Annotated in this window: 15 protein-coding genes; 9 read left to right on the forward strand and 6 right to left on the reverse strand. The window is 69.3% G+C overall.

The annotated features are described in order from the left end of the window. Positions 1–138: 138 nt before the first annotated feature. A complete protein-coding gene (locus ACFYXB_RS33095; RefSeq protein WP_351347148.1) occupies positions 139–786 on the reverse strand; it encodes a hypothetical protein in 648 nt (215 codons plus the stop codon). A 209-nt stretch (positions 787–995) separates the two neighbouring features. Then, a complete protein-coding gene (locus tag ACFYXB_RS33100; protein ID WP_389588607.1) occupies positions 996–3,188 on the reverse strand; it encodes an MMPL family transporter in 2,193 nt (730 codons plus the stop codon). 382 nt (positions 3,189–3,570) lie between these two features. Between ACFYXB_RS33100 and ACFYXB_RS33105 the strand changes: the two genes are divergently transcribed. Then, complete coding sequence (locus tag ACFYXB_RS33105) at positions 3,571–3,882, forward strand: UTRA domain-containing protein (protein ID WP_389588609.1); 312 nt, start codon at positions 3,571–3,573, stop codon at positions 3,880–3,882. A 21-nt stretch (positions 3,883–3,903) separates the two neighbouring features. Here ACFYXB_RS33105 and ACFYXB_RS33110 read toward each other — a convergent pair whose 3' ends face one another. The 3 genes from ACFYXB_RS33110 to ACFYXB_RS33120 form a co-directional block, all read right to left on the reverse strand. Then, positions 3,904–5,079 (reverse strand): anhydro-N-acetylmuramic acid kinase, encoded by a 1,176-nt coding sequence (locus ACFYXB_RS33110; protein ID WP_389588611.1) that lies wholly within the window; start codon positions 5,077–5,079, stop codon positions 3,904–3,906. A 126-nt stretch (positions 5,080–5,205) separates the two neighbouring features. Continuing rightward, a complete protein-coding gene (locus ACFYXB_RS33115) occupies positions 5,206–6,762 on the reverse strand; it encodes a sodium:solute symporter (RefSeq protein WP_389588613.1) in 1,557 nt (518 codons plus the stop codon). A gap of 8 nt (positions 6,763–6,770) precedes the next feature. Next, a complete protein-coding gene (locus tag ACFYXB_RS33120) occupies positions 6,771–7,775 on the reverse strand; it encodes an N-acetylglucosamine kinase (protein WP_389588615.1) in 1,005 nt (334 codons plus the stop codon). Between the two features lie 221 nt (positions 7,776–7,996). Between ACFYXB_RS33120 and ACFYXB_RS33125 the strand changes: the two genes are divergently transcribed. From ACFYXB_RS33125 to ACFYXB_RS33160, 8 genes are all read left to right on the forward strand, one after another. Then, on the forward strand, positions 7,997–8,944 hold the full coding sequence (locus ACFYXB_RS33125; RefSeq protein WP_389588617.1) for a MurR/RpiR family transcriptional regulator: 948 nt from the start codon (positions 7,997–7,999) through the stop codon (positions 8,942–8,944). A 405-nt stretch (positions 8,945–9,349) separates the two neighbouring features. Further along, positions 9,350–9,607 carry an MFS transporter gene (locus ACFYXB_RS33130; protein WP_389588619.1) on the forward strand — a complete coding sequence of 86 codons (258 nt, stop codon included), beginning with the start codon at positions 9,350–9,352 and terminating at the stop codon, positions 9,605–9,607. 122 nt (positions 9,608–9,729) lie between these two features. Then, complete coding sequence (gene wrbA / locus ACFYXB_RS33135) at positions 9,730–10,332, forward strand: NAD(P)H:quinone oxidoreductase (RefSeq protein ID WP_389588621.1); 603 nt, start codon at positions 9,730–9,732, stop codon at positions 10,330–10,332. A gap of 3 nt (positions 10,333–10,335) precedes the next feature. Beyond that, on the forward strand, positions 10,336–11,295 hold the full coding sequence (locus tag ACFYXB_RS33140) for a DUF5996 family protein (RefSeq protein ID WP_389588623.1): 960 nt from the start codon (positions 10,336–10,338) through the stop codon (positions 11,293–11,295). A gap of 17 nt (positions 11,296–11,312) precedes the next feature. After that, a complete protein-coding gene (locus tag ACFYXB_RS33145) occupies positions 11,313–12,164 on the forward strand; it encodes an NmrA/HSCARG family protein (protein WP_389588626.1) in 852 nt (283 codons plus the stop codon). Between the two features lie 36 nt (positions 12,165–12,200). After that, on the forward strand, positions 12,201–12,395 hold the full coding sequence (locus ACFYXB_RS33150; protein WP_389588628.1) for a hypothetical protein: 195 nt from the start codon (positions 12,201–12,203) through the stop codon (positions 12,393–12,395). Positions 12,396–12,438: 43 nt separating this feature from the next. Then, positions 12,439–13,215 (forward strand): pirin family protein, encoded by a 777-nt coding sequence (locus tag ACFYXB_RS33155; RefSeq protein ID WP_388500476.1) that lies wholly within the window; start codon positions 12,439–12,441, stop codon positions 13,213–13,215. A gap of 131 nt (positions 13,216–13,346) precedes the next feature. Next, entirely contained in the window at positions 13,347–14,579 is a 1,233-nt protein-coding gene (locus ACFYXB_RS33160; protein WP_389588631.1) for a glycoside hydrolase family 88 protein, read from the forward strand. Positions 14,580–14,606: 27 nt separating this feature from the next. On the opposite strand, the gene ACFYXB_RS33165 is transcribed toward ACFYXB_RS33160, so the two are convergent. Beyond that, positions 14,607–14,768, reverse strand: a complete 162-nt coding sequence (locus ACFYXB_RS33165) for a carboxymuconolactone decarboxylase family protein (RefSeq protein ID WP_389588633.1) — start codon at positions 14,766–14,768, stop codon at positions 14,607–14,609.

Genomic DNA, 14,768 nt, shown 5'->3' on the forward strand with positions numbered 1-14,768 from the left:
CGCCGGGTACGGCCTGGTCGGCGCCACCGAGGACTGGCTGCGCAGGCTCTTGCCGACATCAGGACGGACTTCGACCGCACTCCGATGGTGCGCCGGGTGGAGCCCCCGGCACGGCAGAAGATCTTCTACGGCCCTCCGTCAGCGCGGGGTGCCGTACCAGCGCCACTTGGTGAGGCGCGGCCGGCCGGGGAGCTCCGTGCGACCGGTGGCCCAGAGGAGGGTTGGCCAGCGGTCGGTATCGGTCGGGGCTTCGGGGAAGAGCCGGACCAGCACGCGGTCGCACAGGTCGGCCGGCGGCATCCAGTGAATGCCCAGCCCCTCGGCGACGTCGTGGGTGTGCACCAGGGTCTCGACGATGCCCATCGCCGCGAAGCCTTCGGGGTCGGCCGCGCCGAAGATGTGGTGGGCCCGGACCGTGGGCGGTGTGGTGCGGACGATTGCCGTCAGCAAGGCGCCGCTGGCATCGAGTACTTGCAGCAAACCGGCCGGACCGGCCTCGCGGTCCGCGAAGATGGCATTGGCCGGGCCGCCGGGCCTCTTCCGGCTCCATGCAAAGGGGACGTGGGTGTCCAACGGCGGGTTCGCCGGGCTCAGTTGGACGGCGTAGGAGAACAGGTCGTCGGCGAGATGCTCGACGGTCTCCCAACAGTCCCACTCCAGGGAACCGGCCTTGACACTCCAGTCGGGCGCTTCCGCCCCGCGCAGAGTGGCAAGCGCCAAGCGGACGGCGTGTTCGATGTCGGCCGCGGTGACCGGGTCGTTCGGTGATCCCTGCGCTTCAACCATGGCGGGACCGTATCAATGATCATCCGGTGCCAGGAAACAATATTCGCGTCGAGTACCGTGCCCGTCTTCCGGCTCGTACTCGAACCAGCCGGCGGTGCAGTGCTCCGCAGACGGCAACTGTTCACTCCCTACGCCGGCGACCTCAGCTGGGCAGCCGAGCCGCGTGGCTCGGCTGCCCTCCTCCTCGTGCCGGGGCCCCTGAACCCGGCCTAGCCGCGACGACCCGAAGGGTCGTGTGCCATCGTGTCCCGGCCCTGGTCGGTGAGTTGGTCGGGGTCGGGGCTCAAGGGCCGTGCGCCGACTGCCCATTCCTCGGCTCTGTCGCCGTGGCCCGGCCACCACGCTGCGTGGCCGATCAGTGCGGTGAGGCTCGGGGTGAAGAACATCGCCATGACGAAGGCGGCGACGGCGATGCCGAAGGAGACCGCGAAGCCCATCTCCGTGAGGAGGGCGTTGCCCGCCAGCATCATCGTGGCGAAGGTCGCCGCCAGGATGAAGCCCGCGGCGGCCACGGTCGGTCCTGCGTGTCGTAGCGCCATGCCGGCGGCCTCGCGGGGGTCGCGGCCCTCACGGGCCTCTTCGCGAAGACGGGCGATCATGAGGATGTTGTAGTCGGTGCCGATGGCGACCACGAAGAGATACATGATCACCGGGAGCATGAACATGAGGCCCGAGTGCCCCTGCCCCTCCTGGAAGATCCATACGGTGGCGCCGAGGGTGGCGCCGAAGCCCAGGCCCACCGACGCGATCAGGTACCAGGGCGCAACCACGCTCCGCAGCAGCAGGCCCAGGATCACCATGATGAGGACAGCGGCCACCGGGAACACGGTCCGGTAGTCGTGGTTGACCGCGGTGTCGATGTCCTTGTAGATCGAGGACATGCCTCCGACGAGGGCTTCGGTGCCGTCCGGCGCGTCGGAGTGTGCGGCATCCCGGACCCTGCCCACGGCTTCGATCGCCTTGTCCGTGGAGGCCTCGTACTTGAGGGTGACGGTGAAGTCCGCTGTGGTGCCGGCCGCGTTGAGTTGGGTGAACCGGGCGGCGGCCACTCCGTCCACGGTGCCGAGTCGCTTCGCGTACGCGTCGAAGGCGGACTTGTCCAGCGGCTTGCCGTCGGTACTGGAGAGATAGACGTCGGTGGGCGCGGCGGCGCCGGCCGAGTACGCCTTCTGCATCTCGTCCTGGACGACCATGGACTCCTTGGTCTTGGGCATGGAACCCGACGCCAGGTCGAACGTCGCGTTGTAGCCGAACGTGCCGAGCGACAGCGCGATGAGGACGAGGCCGGACGCCGCGGCGGTCAGTGCCGGGCGGCGTTGCACCCCGCGGCCGAATGCGGCGAACCGCGCGTTGTCCGGCTCCTGTTGCCAGGACTTCGAGGGCCAGAAGACCTTCGGTCCGATGAGCGAGACCACGGCCGGGATCAGGGTCAGGCCCGCGACCAGGGTGGCGGCCACCGCGATGGCCAGCGCCGGACCCATCTGCTTGAGGAAGCCGAGTGTGGACAGCGCCAGGGCGAGGAAGGCGATGATGACCGCCCCCGCGGCCGACGCGATGGCCTCGCCGACCCGGGCCACGGCGTTGACCATGGCCTGCTTGGGTTCGTCACCGGCACGCAGACGCTCGCGGTAGCGGAACATCAGGAAGAGGAAGTAGTCGGTGCCCACGCCGAAGAGCACCACGATCAGGATCGACGAGATCGAGCTGTTGGCCTGCAGGTCGAACAGTTTGGTGGCGTACGCGATCAGCCCGTTGGCGACGGCGGACACCAGACCGATCAGGATCAGTGGGAGTAGGGCCAGGATCGGGGCGCGGAAGATGATCAGCAGGGTCACCAGGATGATCACGAAGGTGCCGATGCCGATCAGCGCCTGTCCGCGCTGGGACGAGTCCTGCTGGTCGAGTGCTTGCGCGGCGGAACCGCCGAGCTTGGCGTCGAGGTGGGAACCCTCGGTGAGTTGCTTGACGTCCTCGCGCAACACCTTGGCCGCATCGGACTGTTTGGGCTGTCCCGCGTTCTTGCTGTCCATCTGGACCAGGGTCAGGGCGTATCGGCCGTCCTTGGACGGCTGACCGGGAACGACCTTCTGTACCTGATCGATGTGTTTCTCACCCAGCTCGGAGGTGATCCGGGCGATGTCCTGCTGGTCGGACGCGGTCAACTTGCCGCCGTCCGTGCGCTGGTACAGCACGATCGCGGAGGGAGTGAAGGCGCTGGGGAACGCCCTCTCCTGGAGATCGGCCGCTTTGATCGACTCGTAGCTCTTGGGCAGGAAACTGCTCTCGTCGCTGTTCGAGGGCAGGCTCGGGGCCGTGGCGACGATCGCGACCGCCGCGATCAACCATGCCACGATCGTCCAGACGGGATGTCGGACGACAGCATTCCCGATACTTCGGAACATGCGGAAGGTCCTCCTTGACAGGAAGATCACCGCAGCCCGGGGAGCGGACCCCGGCATCGGCGACCCCGACCGGCCCTCATGGCGGGACCGGTCGAACGGTTGTCTAGGGCTCCGATCCTAGAGAACCCATGCATGACACATCACGGGATATTCCCTCGAAGCCCGGGCGGGCTCGCGCCAAGTCGGCGAACCCGCCCGGGGCTTGGGAGGGTGTGCGTCAGCTGATCCGGCCCGCGTAGCGGTGGCGGAAGCCGTCGGCGGCGGAGCGGCGCGAGGCCGCGGTGCTGGAGGTGGACGAAGAGGCCACGGTCGTACGGCTGTTGCGGCTGCGTCTCCTGGACGGGCTGCCGACGATGCTGGACGGTCGGTCTTCCGCAAGGAGGTGGGCCGATTGTTGTTCGGCATCGACGTGGAGCACGGGTCGGTCACCGAGCGGCTGGCCGCGCAGGGCGTGGAGTTCGGGTCGGTGGACCAGGAGATCGACGCGGTCGCGGCGGACAGCGTGGACGCGTCCCATCTGGAGGTGTCCGCCGGCGCCCCGCTCCTGCGGCAGCGGCGCGTGGCACGGGACCGGAGCGGGACGGCCTTCGAGTTCGCCGACGACCGCTACCGCCCGGACGTGGTCACCTTCTTCGTCCACGACGAGCGACCGCGCGTCACGCCCGAAGCGGGGACCTCGGCGTCCGCCGGCTGACGGCGGTCCGGCTCGCCGGTGTCAGTGGGTGATCCGCAGCAGGCGCGGCGGCTCGGCGGCGGGCTCGGGCAGGCGCAGCGGTGTCCGGCCGGGGGTGATGCTGCCGAGGAGCGTGGCCCGGCGGGCGCCGGTGCCCGAGGGGAGGGAGCCGGGCAGGCCGTGGACCGTGAGGAAGCCCAGGATCGCGAACGCCAGGGCCTCCTTGGCGTCGGAGGGCAGGCCCAGGTCGTCGCTGGGGCGCAGCGGTACGCCGGGCAGTTCCTCGGCGATCATCCGCATCAGGACCGGGTTGCGGGCTCCGCCGCCGGAGACGACGAGCTCGGTGACCCCGTGGTCGCGGCAGGCGTCGGCCACGGTGACGGCGGTCAGCCGGGTCAGGGTCGCCAGCACATCGTCGGGAGTGGGACCAGGACCCGGCAACGCGTCCAACGCCCTTTGCAGGTATGGCAGATGGAAGTGTTCCTTGCCAGTGCTCTTCGGGGCGGGCCTGCGGTAGTAGGGGTCGTTGAGGAGGGCACAGAGGAGTTCCAGACTGATGCGGCCGGCGTTGGCCCTGCGGCCGTCCTCGTCGTAGCTTGCGGCGCCGTCGGTGAAGTGCCGTACGGCCGCGTCGATCAGCGCGTTCGCGGGGCCGGTGTCGAAGGCCAGGGGCTCGGCGCCGGGCGCGAGAACCGTGATGTTGGCGATGCCACCGAGGTTGAGCGCGGCGGGTGTTCCGGGCCGGGCGCGCAGCAGCAGGGTGTCTGTCATGCCGACGAGCGGGGCGCCCTGTCCACCCGCGGCGACGTCCCTGCTGCGCAGGTCGGAGACGACCGGCAGGCCGGTGGCCTCGGCGATCCAGGCGGGCTGGCCGAGTTGGAGCGTGCCGCGGACAGTGCCGTCCTCGACCCAGTGGTGCATGGTCTGGCCGTGCGAGACCACGAGGTCGGCGGCGGAGTCGCACAGTTCGCTCAGGGCGCGTTCGGCGGCGCCGGCGAAGGCCTGGCCGATACCGATGTCGAGAGCGCAGACGGCCTGTGTGGTCGTGGTGGCCGGTGGCAGGGTGGCGGCGATCAGGCTGCGCAGGTCGTCCGGGTAGGGGACGGAAAGGTGTCCGAGCGGGCGCAGGAGCAGGGTTTCGCCGTCCAGTGTGAGGTCCGCGGCCGCGGCCTCGATGGCGTCGTACGAGGTGCCCGACATCAGGCCGATCACGCGCACGGTGCCTCCTGGCACGCGGCACGCCGTGCTGGCGCGGTTGGCTGGGGCTGCGGCATGGCTTCTTCCTCGGTGGATGTCGGCGCGGGGCCGACGTGGCGGCCCCGCGCGGAGTGGGTGAGTGTGCCGTCACTCCTTGCCGGCGGCCGCCACGACACGGTCGGTACTGTCGCCGGCCGGGAGCTCGGCGGTCTCGGGGGCGCGGTGGAACAGGCTCATCAGGCCGCCGACGGCGAGCATGACGACGACTCCGATCGGCACCAGCCACTGGGCGGCGATCGCCGTCGGCACGGTGGCACCGGCCACGGTGACGTCGATCTTCACGCCGCGCACGATGTACGTCATCACACCGACCGTCACCAGGAACGCCACGATGGAATCGGCTTCGTTGGCCCGCCGGACGATCCGGCCGAGCAGGAACGCGCCGAGCAGCGCGCCGTACGTGTAGCCCGCGATGGTCAGACCGGTGAGGTAGACGTTGCCGGTGCTGGTGCTGAAGGCGCAGGCGAAGATCGCCATCAGCACCGCCCACACCAGCGTCATCACCCGGGCCAGCTTGAGCAGGAACTCCTCCGAGGGTGTGCTGCGGAAGAAGCTGTGGATGATGTCGGCGACCGTCGAGTTCGACATGGAGTTCAGCGCGGAGGACAGGGAGCCCATCGCGGCGCCGAGGATGCCGGCCACGAGCAGACCCGAGATCACGACGGGCAGCCCGTGCAGGATGAAGTTCGGGTAGAGGTTGTCGGAGCTGCTCAGGCCCAGGTCCTGGAAGCCCTTGCCCTCGTTGTACGACCACAGCAGCGCGCCGACGAGGGAGAACGCGGCGAACTGGAGGGTGACGAACACACCGGAGGCGATCATGGCCTTCTGGCCGTCGCGCAGCGATCGGGTGGCCAGGATGCGCTGAACGATCAGCTGGTCGGAGCCGTGGCTGGCCATCGCGAAGATGGCGCCGCCGATGATCGCGGTCAGCAGGGCGAACGGGCTGGTGAGGATGTGCGCCAGGTCGAAGTCGGTGTCGAAGAGCTTGAAGTGGCCCGAGTGCAGGGCGCTCGCGAAGCCGTCGCCGCCGACGTGGCCGGAGAGCACGGCGATGGTGAGGATCGCACCGCCGAGGTAGAGGCCCATCTGGATGGCGTCGGTCCAGATGACCGCCTTGATCCCGCCGAGGTAGGTGTAGATCACGGTGATCACCGTGAGCACGATGATGATGAGGCGGTAGCCCGCGTGCACGCCGAACTCGTCGAGCAGCAGCTTGATCGGGATGGCGGAGGCGAACAGCCGGACGCCTTCGGCCAGGAGCCGCGTGAAGACGAAGGTCACCGAGGCGAGCCCCTGCAGTTTCAGCCCGAATCTGCTGCCCAGGTACTGGTAGGCGCTGACGAAGCCGCCGCGCTTGTACAAGGGGATCAGCACCGTGGCCACGACGACGCGGCCGATGACATAGCCGAGGGCCAGTTCGACGTTGCCGAAGCCCTGCCCGCTGTACGCGCCGCCGGGGACGCTGATCACGGTGAGCACGCTCGTCTCGGTCGCCACCACGGAGAACGAGACGGTCCACCACGGCATGTGGCCTTCGCCGACGAAGTAGTCCTTGGCCGTCTTCTGGCGTCCGGCGAGGCGCAGTCCGATCCAGGCGATCGCGACCAGATAGACGACGACCACCACGAGGTCGAGTTGGCGCACGCTCACTCCTAAACAGGGGCCGGCGGGGTTGCCGGCGGGGTGGGGACGGTGGGCGGGGACGTCGTCCGCCGTACGCGGGCGACGTGGGGTTCGTGCGGTGCCGACGTGTTCAGCGCCAGCAGGCGTGCGCCGTCCAGCGGGTCCCCGAGCGGGGGCCGCAACTGGAGGGGGTGCGGGGAGTCGGCGAGGGCCGAGCGCAGCGGGCCGAGGAGCGGTTCGCCGAGGCCGGCGAGCCCGCCCGTGATGGTGACGGGGAGCGCGTCGCCGCCGCCGATGCGGCGGGCGGCGGCGAGGACGGCCTCGCCGAGCGCGGTGGCGGCGTCCCGGACGATCGCCGAGGCGGTGGCGTCTCCCCCGGCGGCCGCATGGGCCACGTCGGGGGCGAAGGACGCGGCGGTGCGGGCGGGGTTGCCGTCCCGGCCGACGGCCGAGGGCAGCCGGTCGGGATCGCCGAAGCGTGCGACGGCGGCGGCCAGCAGCGCGGTGTCCGGTCCGCGTCCGTCGTGGGCGCGCAGCGCGGCCCGCAGTCCGGCGGCACCGATCCATGCGCCGCTGCCCTCGTCGCCGAGCCAGGGGCCCCAGCCGTCGACGCGGGCGTACGACCCGTCGTCGCCGATGCCGATGGCGACGGAACCCGTACCGATCGCGAGCACGACACCGGTACGGCCGCCGAGCGCGCCTGCATGGGCGGTGACGGCGTCGCTGGTGACGGCGACCTCGTCCGCGGGCAGGTCGTCGAGGAGCAGGGCGGCCAGTTCGCGGGCCGCCTCCGGTGCCGAGGCCGCTCCCGCCGCACCCACACAGACCGCCGCGAGCCGGAGCCCGGGCCGCCGTTCCAGGAGCGGGAGGACGGCGGCGCGTACGGCGGCCCGGGCCATCGACACTCCGTCGTCGGCGGCGAGCCCGGGGGCGCCGGGCACTTCGCGGCTGTCCTGGGCGGAAGGCGCCCCGTCGTCCCACAGCACGGCCCGGCAGCCGGTCTTGCCCAGGTCCACGGCCACTGCTGCTGTCATGCGGCACGCCTTCGTGTCGTCGGGGATCCGTCGCCTCGGGCGGTCACAGAACGGCCCGAGGGCCGGTCGGCCGGTGACCGGCGCGGATCACGGTTCAGCGAGTATCGGAAGGCCAACATCCGTACGTCAATAAGTAACTTCATTTAACCCAGTTCGTAAGTTTTTGACGCGTCATCGACGCGTGGTTACCGTGTCGCCCAGTCACTCTGAAGGGAACGGTCATGGCCCGCCAGGAACCACCCCGCACACCGGCCCGGTCGGCGGAGGACGCCTCCCCCGCAGGAACCCTGGCGCGCATCCGCGCGGCACTGCCGTCGCTGCCCCCTTCGGAGCGCCGGGTGGCCGACGCCGTCCTGGCCGATCCGGCGCACGCCTCCGAACTGTCCATCAGCGCGCTCGCCCAGCAGGCGAAGACCTCGGTGGCGACGGTGATGCGTTTCTGCAAGACCGTGGGGATCGCCAACTATCCGCAGTTGCGTCTTGCGCTGGCGGCGGCCGCGGCCCGCGAGAACGCGCTCGGCGGTGAACGCCCGGCGCCCGGCACCGACATCAGCGCCACGGACACACTGGGCGAGATCGTCAGCAAGATCATCTACAACGAGGTGCGCGCCCTGGAGGACTCCGGGGCCGGGCTGGACGTCGAGGTGCTCGGCCGCGCGGTCGACGCCGTGGCGGGGGCGCGGCGGATCGACATCTTCGGCATCGGCGCCAGCGCGTTCGTCGGCCAGGACCTGCACCAGAAGCTGCACCGCATCGGCCACATGGCGTTCGTCTGGACCGACCGGCACGCCGCCCTCACCGCCACCGCCCTCCTCGGGCCCGGCGACGTCGCCCTGGCCATCTCCCACTCCGGGGAGACCGAGGACACCGTCGAGCCGCTCCAGGCCGCAGCCGACCGCGGTGCCACGACGATCGCGCTCACCAACGTGCCGCGCTCCACGCTCGCGGAGAGCGCGGACCTCGTGCTGACGACCTGCGCCCGGGAAACCCCGTTCCGCTCCGGCGCGACCGTCAGCCGCATTGCCCAACTCGCGCTCATCGACTGCCTGTTCGTCGGCGTGGCGCAGCGTTCCTACGACTCGACGACCGCGGCACTGGAGCAGACGTACGGGGCGGTCCAGCGGCGCAGGCGGTCACAGTCGCCGCGTCGTACTCCGGGGGGCGAGTGACGGGGGCGCGGGCTCGCCCGGCAACAACCTGAGCGGTATGCGGCCGTCCAGCGCGGGGCGTCGGCTTCAGGCGAGGTTTTCGCAGGGCAGGATGTCGCGGATCGCGTCGGTCGGCAGGCCGATGGCCGGCGTTCGGAGGTGAGGATGCGCTGGGCGGGCAGGCGCTCGGATCCGTGGTCTGGGCGCTCGTCGCGGGGGCCGTCGGCGCCCAGGTGGCGCCGTTGGCCGGGGCGGGGACGCCGGTGCTGTGTACGGTCACGGTGCGGTGGTGGCCGTTGCATCCCGCCACGGGACGACTGGACCGTACGCCAGTCAGTTACTGGCCCGAGCCCGCGCCGGCGTTCGAGCCACTGCCGGTCGACGGGCCGGTGCAGGTCGTGAAGACCTACCGGGTGCCAGGAGAACGTGCCGCGGTTTCTCGACGCCATGGAGCGGGTGGGGCGCTCCCGGCGCCGGACCGGAGCGATGCGCTGGGACCTGCACTGCGACAGCACGGACAGTGATGCGTACGTCGAGGAGTTCCTGGTGCCGTCGCGGGAGGAGCATCTGCGCCAGCACTCGGACCGGCTGACCGGCGCCGACCGCGGCTACGGGGAGGCGGCCGAGGCACTGGTCGAGGGCCCTCCCCAGATGCAGCACCTGTTCCCGCCGGGCAGCGGGTGACCGGTCATCCGCTGCGCGGCGGACCCTGAGCCGGGGCGAGCGCACCAATGAGCCGTACGAGGCGAAAAATCTACATATCGGGCGTAGCGTACCCATAACCCGTGAAGAACAGGAGCCAGCCCATGGGTGTTCGCCTTGCGGTCATCTACTACAGCGCCACCGGTAACGTCCATCAGTTTGCCGAATCGCTGGCCAAAGGCGCTGAAGGGCGGGACGCGGAAGTTCGCCTCCTGCGCGTCCGGGAGCTGGCTCCCGACAAAGCCATCGACTCGAACCCGGCCTGGCGCGCCCACGTCGACGCCACGAAGAACAGCGTCCGCGAGGCGACGCACGACGACCTGGAGTGGGCGAGCGCCTACGCCTTCGGGACCCCGACCCGGTACGGCAATGTGTCCGCGCAGCTGAAGCAGTTCATCGACTCCACCGGGAGCCTGTGGCAGGCGGGCGTGTTCCACAACAAGCCCGTCACGAGTTTCACCTCCGCGATGAACCGCCACGGCGGCCAGGAGTCGACGCTGCTGTCCCTCAACAACGTCTTCTACCACTGGGGTTGCATCATCGTCCCACCCGGCTACACGGATCCCGTGCTCTTCGCGGCCGGCGGGAATCCCTACGGCACCAGCTGGCCGAGCGGTGGCGGGGAGGGGCCCGATCAGGCGACCCTGGACGCCGCCAACTACCAGGGGCGGCACCTGGTGGAAATCGCGGAGCGGCTGCGCGGCTGAATCATGGAACTCTTTCCGGCCGTACCGTACACGTCGTGGAATCCCACCAAGGAGACGATCCACCGGTTTGCCCAGATCGTGGGGAAGGTGCGGCTGGCTTTCTCGCAGCGCCGCAACCACTGGTGGAACGTGCCCTATCACCTGACGGGCCGAGGCATTACGACCCGCCCCATGGGGCTCACCGACAGCGGCGAGTTCTTCTGCATGGACTTCGACTTCGTCGACCACTCGCTGAGGATCACCCATTCCAGCGGGGCGGCCGTGAGCTTTCCGCTGCCCGGGCTCAGCGTCGGCGAATTCTACCGACGTCTCGTGGGCTCGCTCGAGCAGATCGGCGTTCCCTGCGACATCGCGCGTCCGTTTCCGTACGATCTCCCGGACGCCTCACGGCCGTTCGCCGACGACACCGAGCACGTCATTTACAACACCGAGCACGCGCACACGTATTGGATCGTCCTGTCGCAGGTCAATCTGATCCTCGAGGAGTACGCCGCTCAATGGTCCGGCAAGACCAGCCCCGTTCATCACTTCTGGCACACCTTCGACATCGCCGTCACGCGTTTCTCGGACAAGAAGACACAACTCCCCGCCTCGGCCGACACGGTGACCCGCGAGGCCTGTTCCCGGGAGGTCATCAGTGCCGGGTTCTGGTTCGGCGACCCCAGTTTCCCCGAGCCCGCGTTCTACTCGTACACCGCGCCCGAGCCGAAGGGGCTGGAGAACCAGGAGATCACGCCGGCTCAGGCGCGCTGGATTCCCCTGCGTGGCAGCCACCTCGCCGTGCTGCGCTACGACGACGTACGCGACACTGCGAAGCCACGACAGACCGTGCTCGATTTCCTCGGCAGCGCCTATCGGGCCGGTGCCGGACTCGCCGGCTGGGACATCGACGCGAAGGCGTGCCCGGGCGGCGTCACCTGCGACGCGCCCGCGCACTCGCGACCCAGCGACCTTCAACCCTGAAAGGAAGCACGTAGACCATGAACCGACCTGTGGCGGTCCTCGGAGCAACGGGCGGACAGGGGGGCGCGGTTGTCGACGCCCTGCTGGCGCAGCAGCTGCCGGTGCGGGCCGTTGTGCGTTCGCCCGCATCGGCACGCGCGAGAGCCCTTCAGCAACGCGGGGTCGAGGTGGTCGCCGGCGACCTTCAGGACGCCGACAGCCTCATTCCCGCCTTCACCGGAGTCCAGGCGGCGTTCGCCGTGACCACGCCCTTCGAGGAAGGTGTGGACGCGGAGGTCAGGCAGGGCAGGGCCATCGTCACCGCTGCAGCGAAGGCGCAGGTGCCGCACCTGGTCTTCTCGTCGGTGGCCGGCGCCGACAGCGAGTCCGGGGTGCCGCACTTCGACAGCAAGCACCGCATCGAGGCGATGATCCACGAGACGAATCTCGCCTGGACGGTCACCGCGCCCACCTACTTCTTCGACAACATCCTCGGTGACGTGGACAGTCTGCTCGGCGGCCAGTTGCCGCTGCCCCTCGAACCGGCGCAGCGGCTCCAGCAGTTGGCGCGGCCCGACATGGGGGCGTTCGTCGCACAGGTGATCAAGGATCCCGGACCCCATGTGGGCAAGCGGATCGAACTCGCCTCCGACGAGCCGACGCTGATGGAGATGGCCGCGGACGTGGGCCGCGTGCTGGGACGGCAGGTTCAGCCCGTGACCGTGCCGATCGCCTCCGTGTACGCCAACAGCGAGGACATGGGCGCCATGTGGGATTTCCTGCACAACCGCGGGTACCAGGTCGACATTCCGTCACTCAAGGCGTCGTACCCGTCAGTGAACTGGACGAGTTTCGCCTCCTGGATCAGTCAGGCGTTCACTCACGCATAGGCCGTCCATCATGGCCGTCCATCATCGGGAGAAGGAATGTCGGAAATTCTGCAGTACAAGATGCTGATGGCGCTCAGCGCGGCGGACCTCGGCGGTCCCGTGGCCGAACAGGTCGCAGAGATCTGCGCCGAGATCGCGGACCAGCACTGTCGGCAACTGCACGTTCCGGGAAAGACGTTGGAGAACGTGCCCGAACTCGTCGTACCCCTCGACGCCAGAAGCAGCCACTGAGAAACGGAAGAGTTTCCTGACCACCGGGAGAGTTGAGGACAACATGGCGTCTCCGACCCTGCAGCCGACCGTCGACGTCAGGCGTGCCTCGGACCGTTTCGCGACAGATATCTCGTGGCTCAGGTCCAGGCACTCCTTCTCGTTCTCGGAGCACTTCGACCCGAACAACACCCATCACGGACTCCTGCTGGTGAACAACGACGACGTGGTCACCGCGGGCCAGGGCTTCGAGACCCATCCCCATCAGGACATGGAGATCGTGACCTGGGTTTTGCGTGGCTCTCTCGTGCACCAGGACTCGATGGGACACTCCGGGGTGATCTACCCGGGTCTCGCCCAGCGCATGAGCGCGGGAACGGGGATCCTCCATTCCGAGAAGAACGACGCGTATCGCCTGCAGGGTGCGGAGAGCAACCACGAGCCGGTCCACTTCATTCAGATGTGGGTGGTGCCCGACGAGTCCCGTATCAAGCCGGGGTACGAGCAACTCGAACTGCCCGACGAGATGCTGCGCGGCAAACTGACCACCGTCGCCTCGGGTATGGAGCGCGATGCGGACGCGACGGCCATCCGCATCAAGAACAAGTACGCCGCACTGCATGTCGCCCGGCTGAACGAGAACGACACCGTGCAGATCCCGGACGCTCCGTTCACGCATCTCTTCGTGGCCCGGGGTTCGGTGGACCTGGAGGAGGCCGGGCAGTTGTCCGAGGGCGACGCCGTACGCCTCACGGCGACCGGAGGCCAGCGGATTCGGGCCCTGTCCCCCGAGGCCGAGATCCTGATCTGGGAGATGCACGCCACGGTGAAGGGCTGGTAGCCCACGAACCTCTCGGTCCCTCCGACCATCCGTCCACGTACATGAACATTGCTCAGATGGATGTACATGCCGTGGTGGTCGGTGTAAGACTTCGTCAACTTCCCAGTGACGAAGTCGAGTTGGAGGGACGGATGGCTCCGAGTGTGTCCCGACGTACCGTGCTGGCCACGGCGGCCGGTGCCGCGGCTCTCGGCGCGGCACCGGTACCGACCGCACGCGCCGCCGACGGTCATGCGCCGGCAGGAACCGAACGCACGCTCCGCGATGCCGCCGACTACGCGGTGGACAAGCTCCGCGCTGTCGCGCCGGGCGTGACCGCCTTTCCGGTCGGCACGAAGTTCGAGAAGTGGGTCTACTCCCAAAGCGGTGACTGGGTCGGCGGATTCTGGCCGGGAACGCTGTGGCTGGCGTGGCTCCACAGCGGAGACGACACCTTCCGCGCGCTGGCCCTCGAGTCCGCCAGGAAACTCGCTCCCCGGCAGACCGACACCAGCACCCACGACCTGGGCTTCCTCTTCTACCCGTCCTGGGTGACCGCATGGCGTCTGACCGGCGACGACACCTGGCGCACGGGTGCCGTCCGGGCGGCCGACTCGCTGATCCGGCGGTACAACCCGAACGGGCACTTCATCCGGGCCTGGGGCGCGCTCGACAACCCACGCGACGCCGGCCGGATCATCATGGACACGATGATGAATCTCGACCTGCTGGCCTTCGCGAGCCGGCAGACAGGGGACCCGAAGTATCTCGACATCGCCGTCGAGCACGCGAAGACCGCTCAGCGGGTCTTCCCCCGTGCGGACGGCTCGACCCCGCACGTGTACGACTTCGACCCCACCACCGGCGCACCGATCGGCCCCGGCACCGTGCAGGGCTACAGCCCCACCTCGTGCTGGGCCCGCGGACAGGCCTGGGGGATCTACGGGTTCGTCACAATCCACCGCCGCACCGGGAACCAGGAGTTCCTCGACACCGCGCGGAAACTCGCCGACTTCGCGATCGGCGCGCTGAGTCCGGACCACGTCCCCGTGTGGGACTATCGCGCGCCGCAGCAGCCGTACGATGTCAAGGACGCCTCGGCGGGCGCCATCATGGCGTGCGGTCTGCTCGACCTGGCGGCCGCGACAGGCAGTCCGGAGTACCGCCAGGTGGCACTGCGGCTGCTCACCGCGCTGGCGCGGACGTGTCTCACGAAGAACTCGGCCCGCGCCGAGGCCGTCGTGGCACGCTGCACCCGGAACCGGCCTGCCGAGGACGGCATCGAGATATCCCTCCCCTATGCCGACTACTACCTGTTGGAGGGCATCCTGCGGGTGCTCCGGCCGCAGGACGTCGACCGGGCGATCGATCTGTCCTCACTGTGACCACGATCGCCCGGTGCCCCGGCTGGATCAGGCGGACTCCGCGGCTGCCAGTTCCTCGGCCAGGATCGGAGCGGCGACCGTGGCCGTGTGAATGCCGATCACGCCGGCGATCTCCAGAACCTCCATGATCTCCTCGGTGGTCGCACCGTGGCGCAGCGCGTTACGCATGTGGAGCTTGAGACCGGGCAC

It is taken from the genome of Streptomyces sp. NPDC002619, assembly GCF_042889305.1.
Taxonomy (GTDB): Bacteria; Actinomycetota; Actinomycetes; order Streptomycetales; family Streptomycetaceae; genus Streptomyces.

What these genes read in the sequence shown, in the direction of transcription:
- ACFYXB_RS33095 (WP_351347148.1), bottom strand. Translation starts at nt 786, where the DNA reads ATGGTTGAAGCGCAGGGATCACCGAACGACCCGGTCACCGCGGCCGAC.
- ACFYXB_RS33100 (WP_389588607.1), bottom strand. Translation starts at nt 3,188, where the DNA reads ATGTTCCGAAGTATCGGGAATGCTGTCGTCCGACATCCCGTCTGGACG.
- ACFYXB_RS33120 (WP_389588615.1), bottom strand. Translation starts at nt 7,775, where the DNA reads ATGACAGCAGCAGTGGCCGTGGACCTGGGCAAGACCGGCTGCCGGGCC.
- ACFYXB_RS33125 (WP_389588617.1), top strand. Translation starts at nt 7,997, where the DNA reads ATGGCCCGCCAGGAACCACCCCGCACACCGGCCCGGTCGGCGGAGGAC.
- wrbA (WP_389588621.1), top strand. Translation starts at nt 9,730, where the DNA reads ATGGGTGTTCGCCTTGCGGTCATCTACTACAGCGCCACCGGTAACGTC.
- ACFYXB_RS33140 (WP_389588623.1), top strand. Translation starts at nt 10,336, where the DNA reads ATGGAACTCTTTCCGGCCGTACCGTACACGTCGTGGAATCCCACCAAG.
- ACFYXB_RS33145 (WP_389588626.1), top strand. Translation starts at nt 11,313, where the DNA reads ATGAACCGACCTGTGGCGGTCCTCGGAGCAACGGGCGGACAGGGGGGC.
- ACFYXB_RS33150 (WP_389588628.1), top strand. Translation starts at nt 12,201, where the DNA reads ATGTCGGAAATTCTGCAGTACAAGATGCTGATGGCGCTCAGCGCGGCG.
- ACFYXB_RS33155 (WP_388500476.1), top strand. Translation starts at nt 12,439, where the DNA reads ATGGCGTCTCCGACCCTGCAGCCGACCGTCGACGTCAGGCGTGCCTCG.
- ACFYXB_RS33160 (WP_389588631.1), top strand. Translation starts at nt 13,347, where the DNA reads ATGGCTCCGAGTGTGTCCCGACGTACCGTGCTGGCCACGGCGGCCGGT.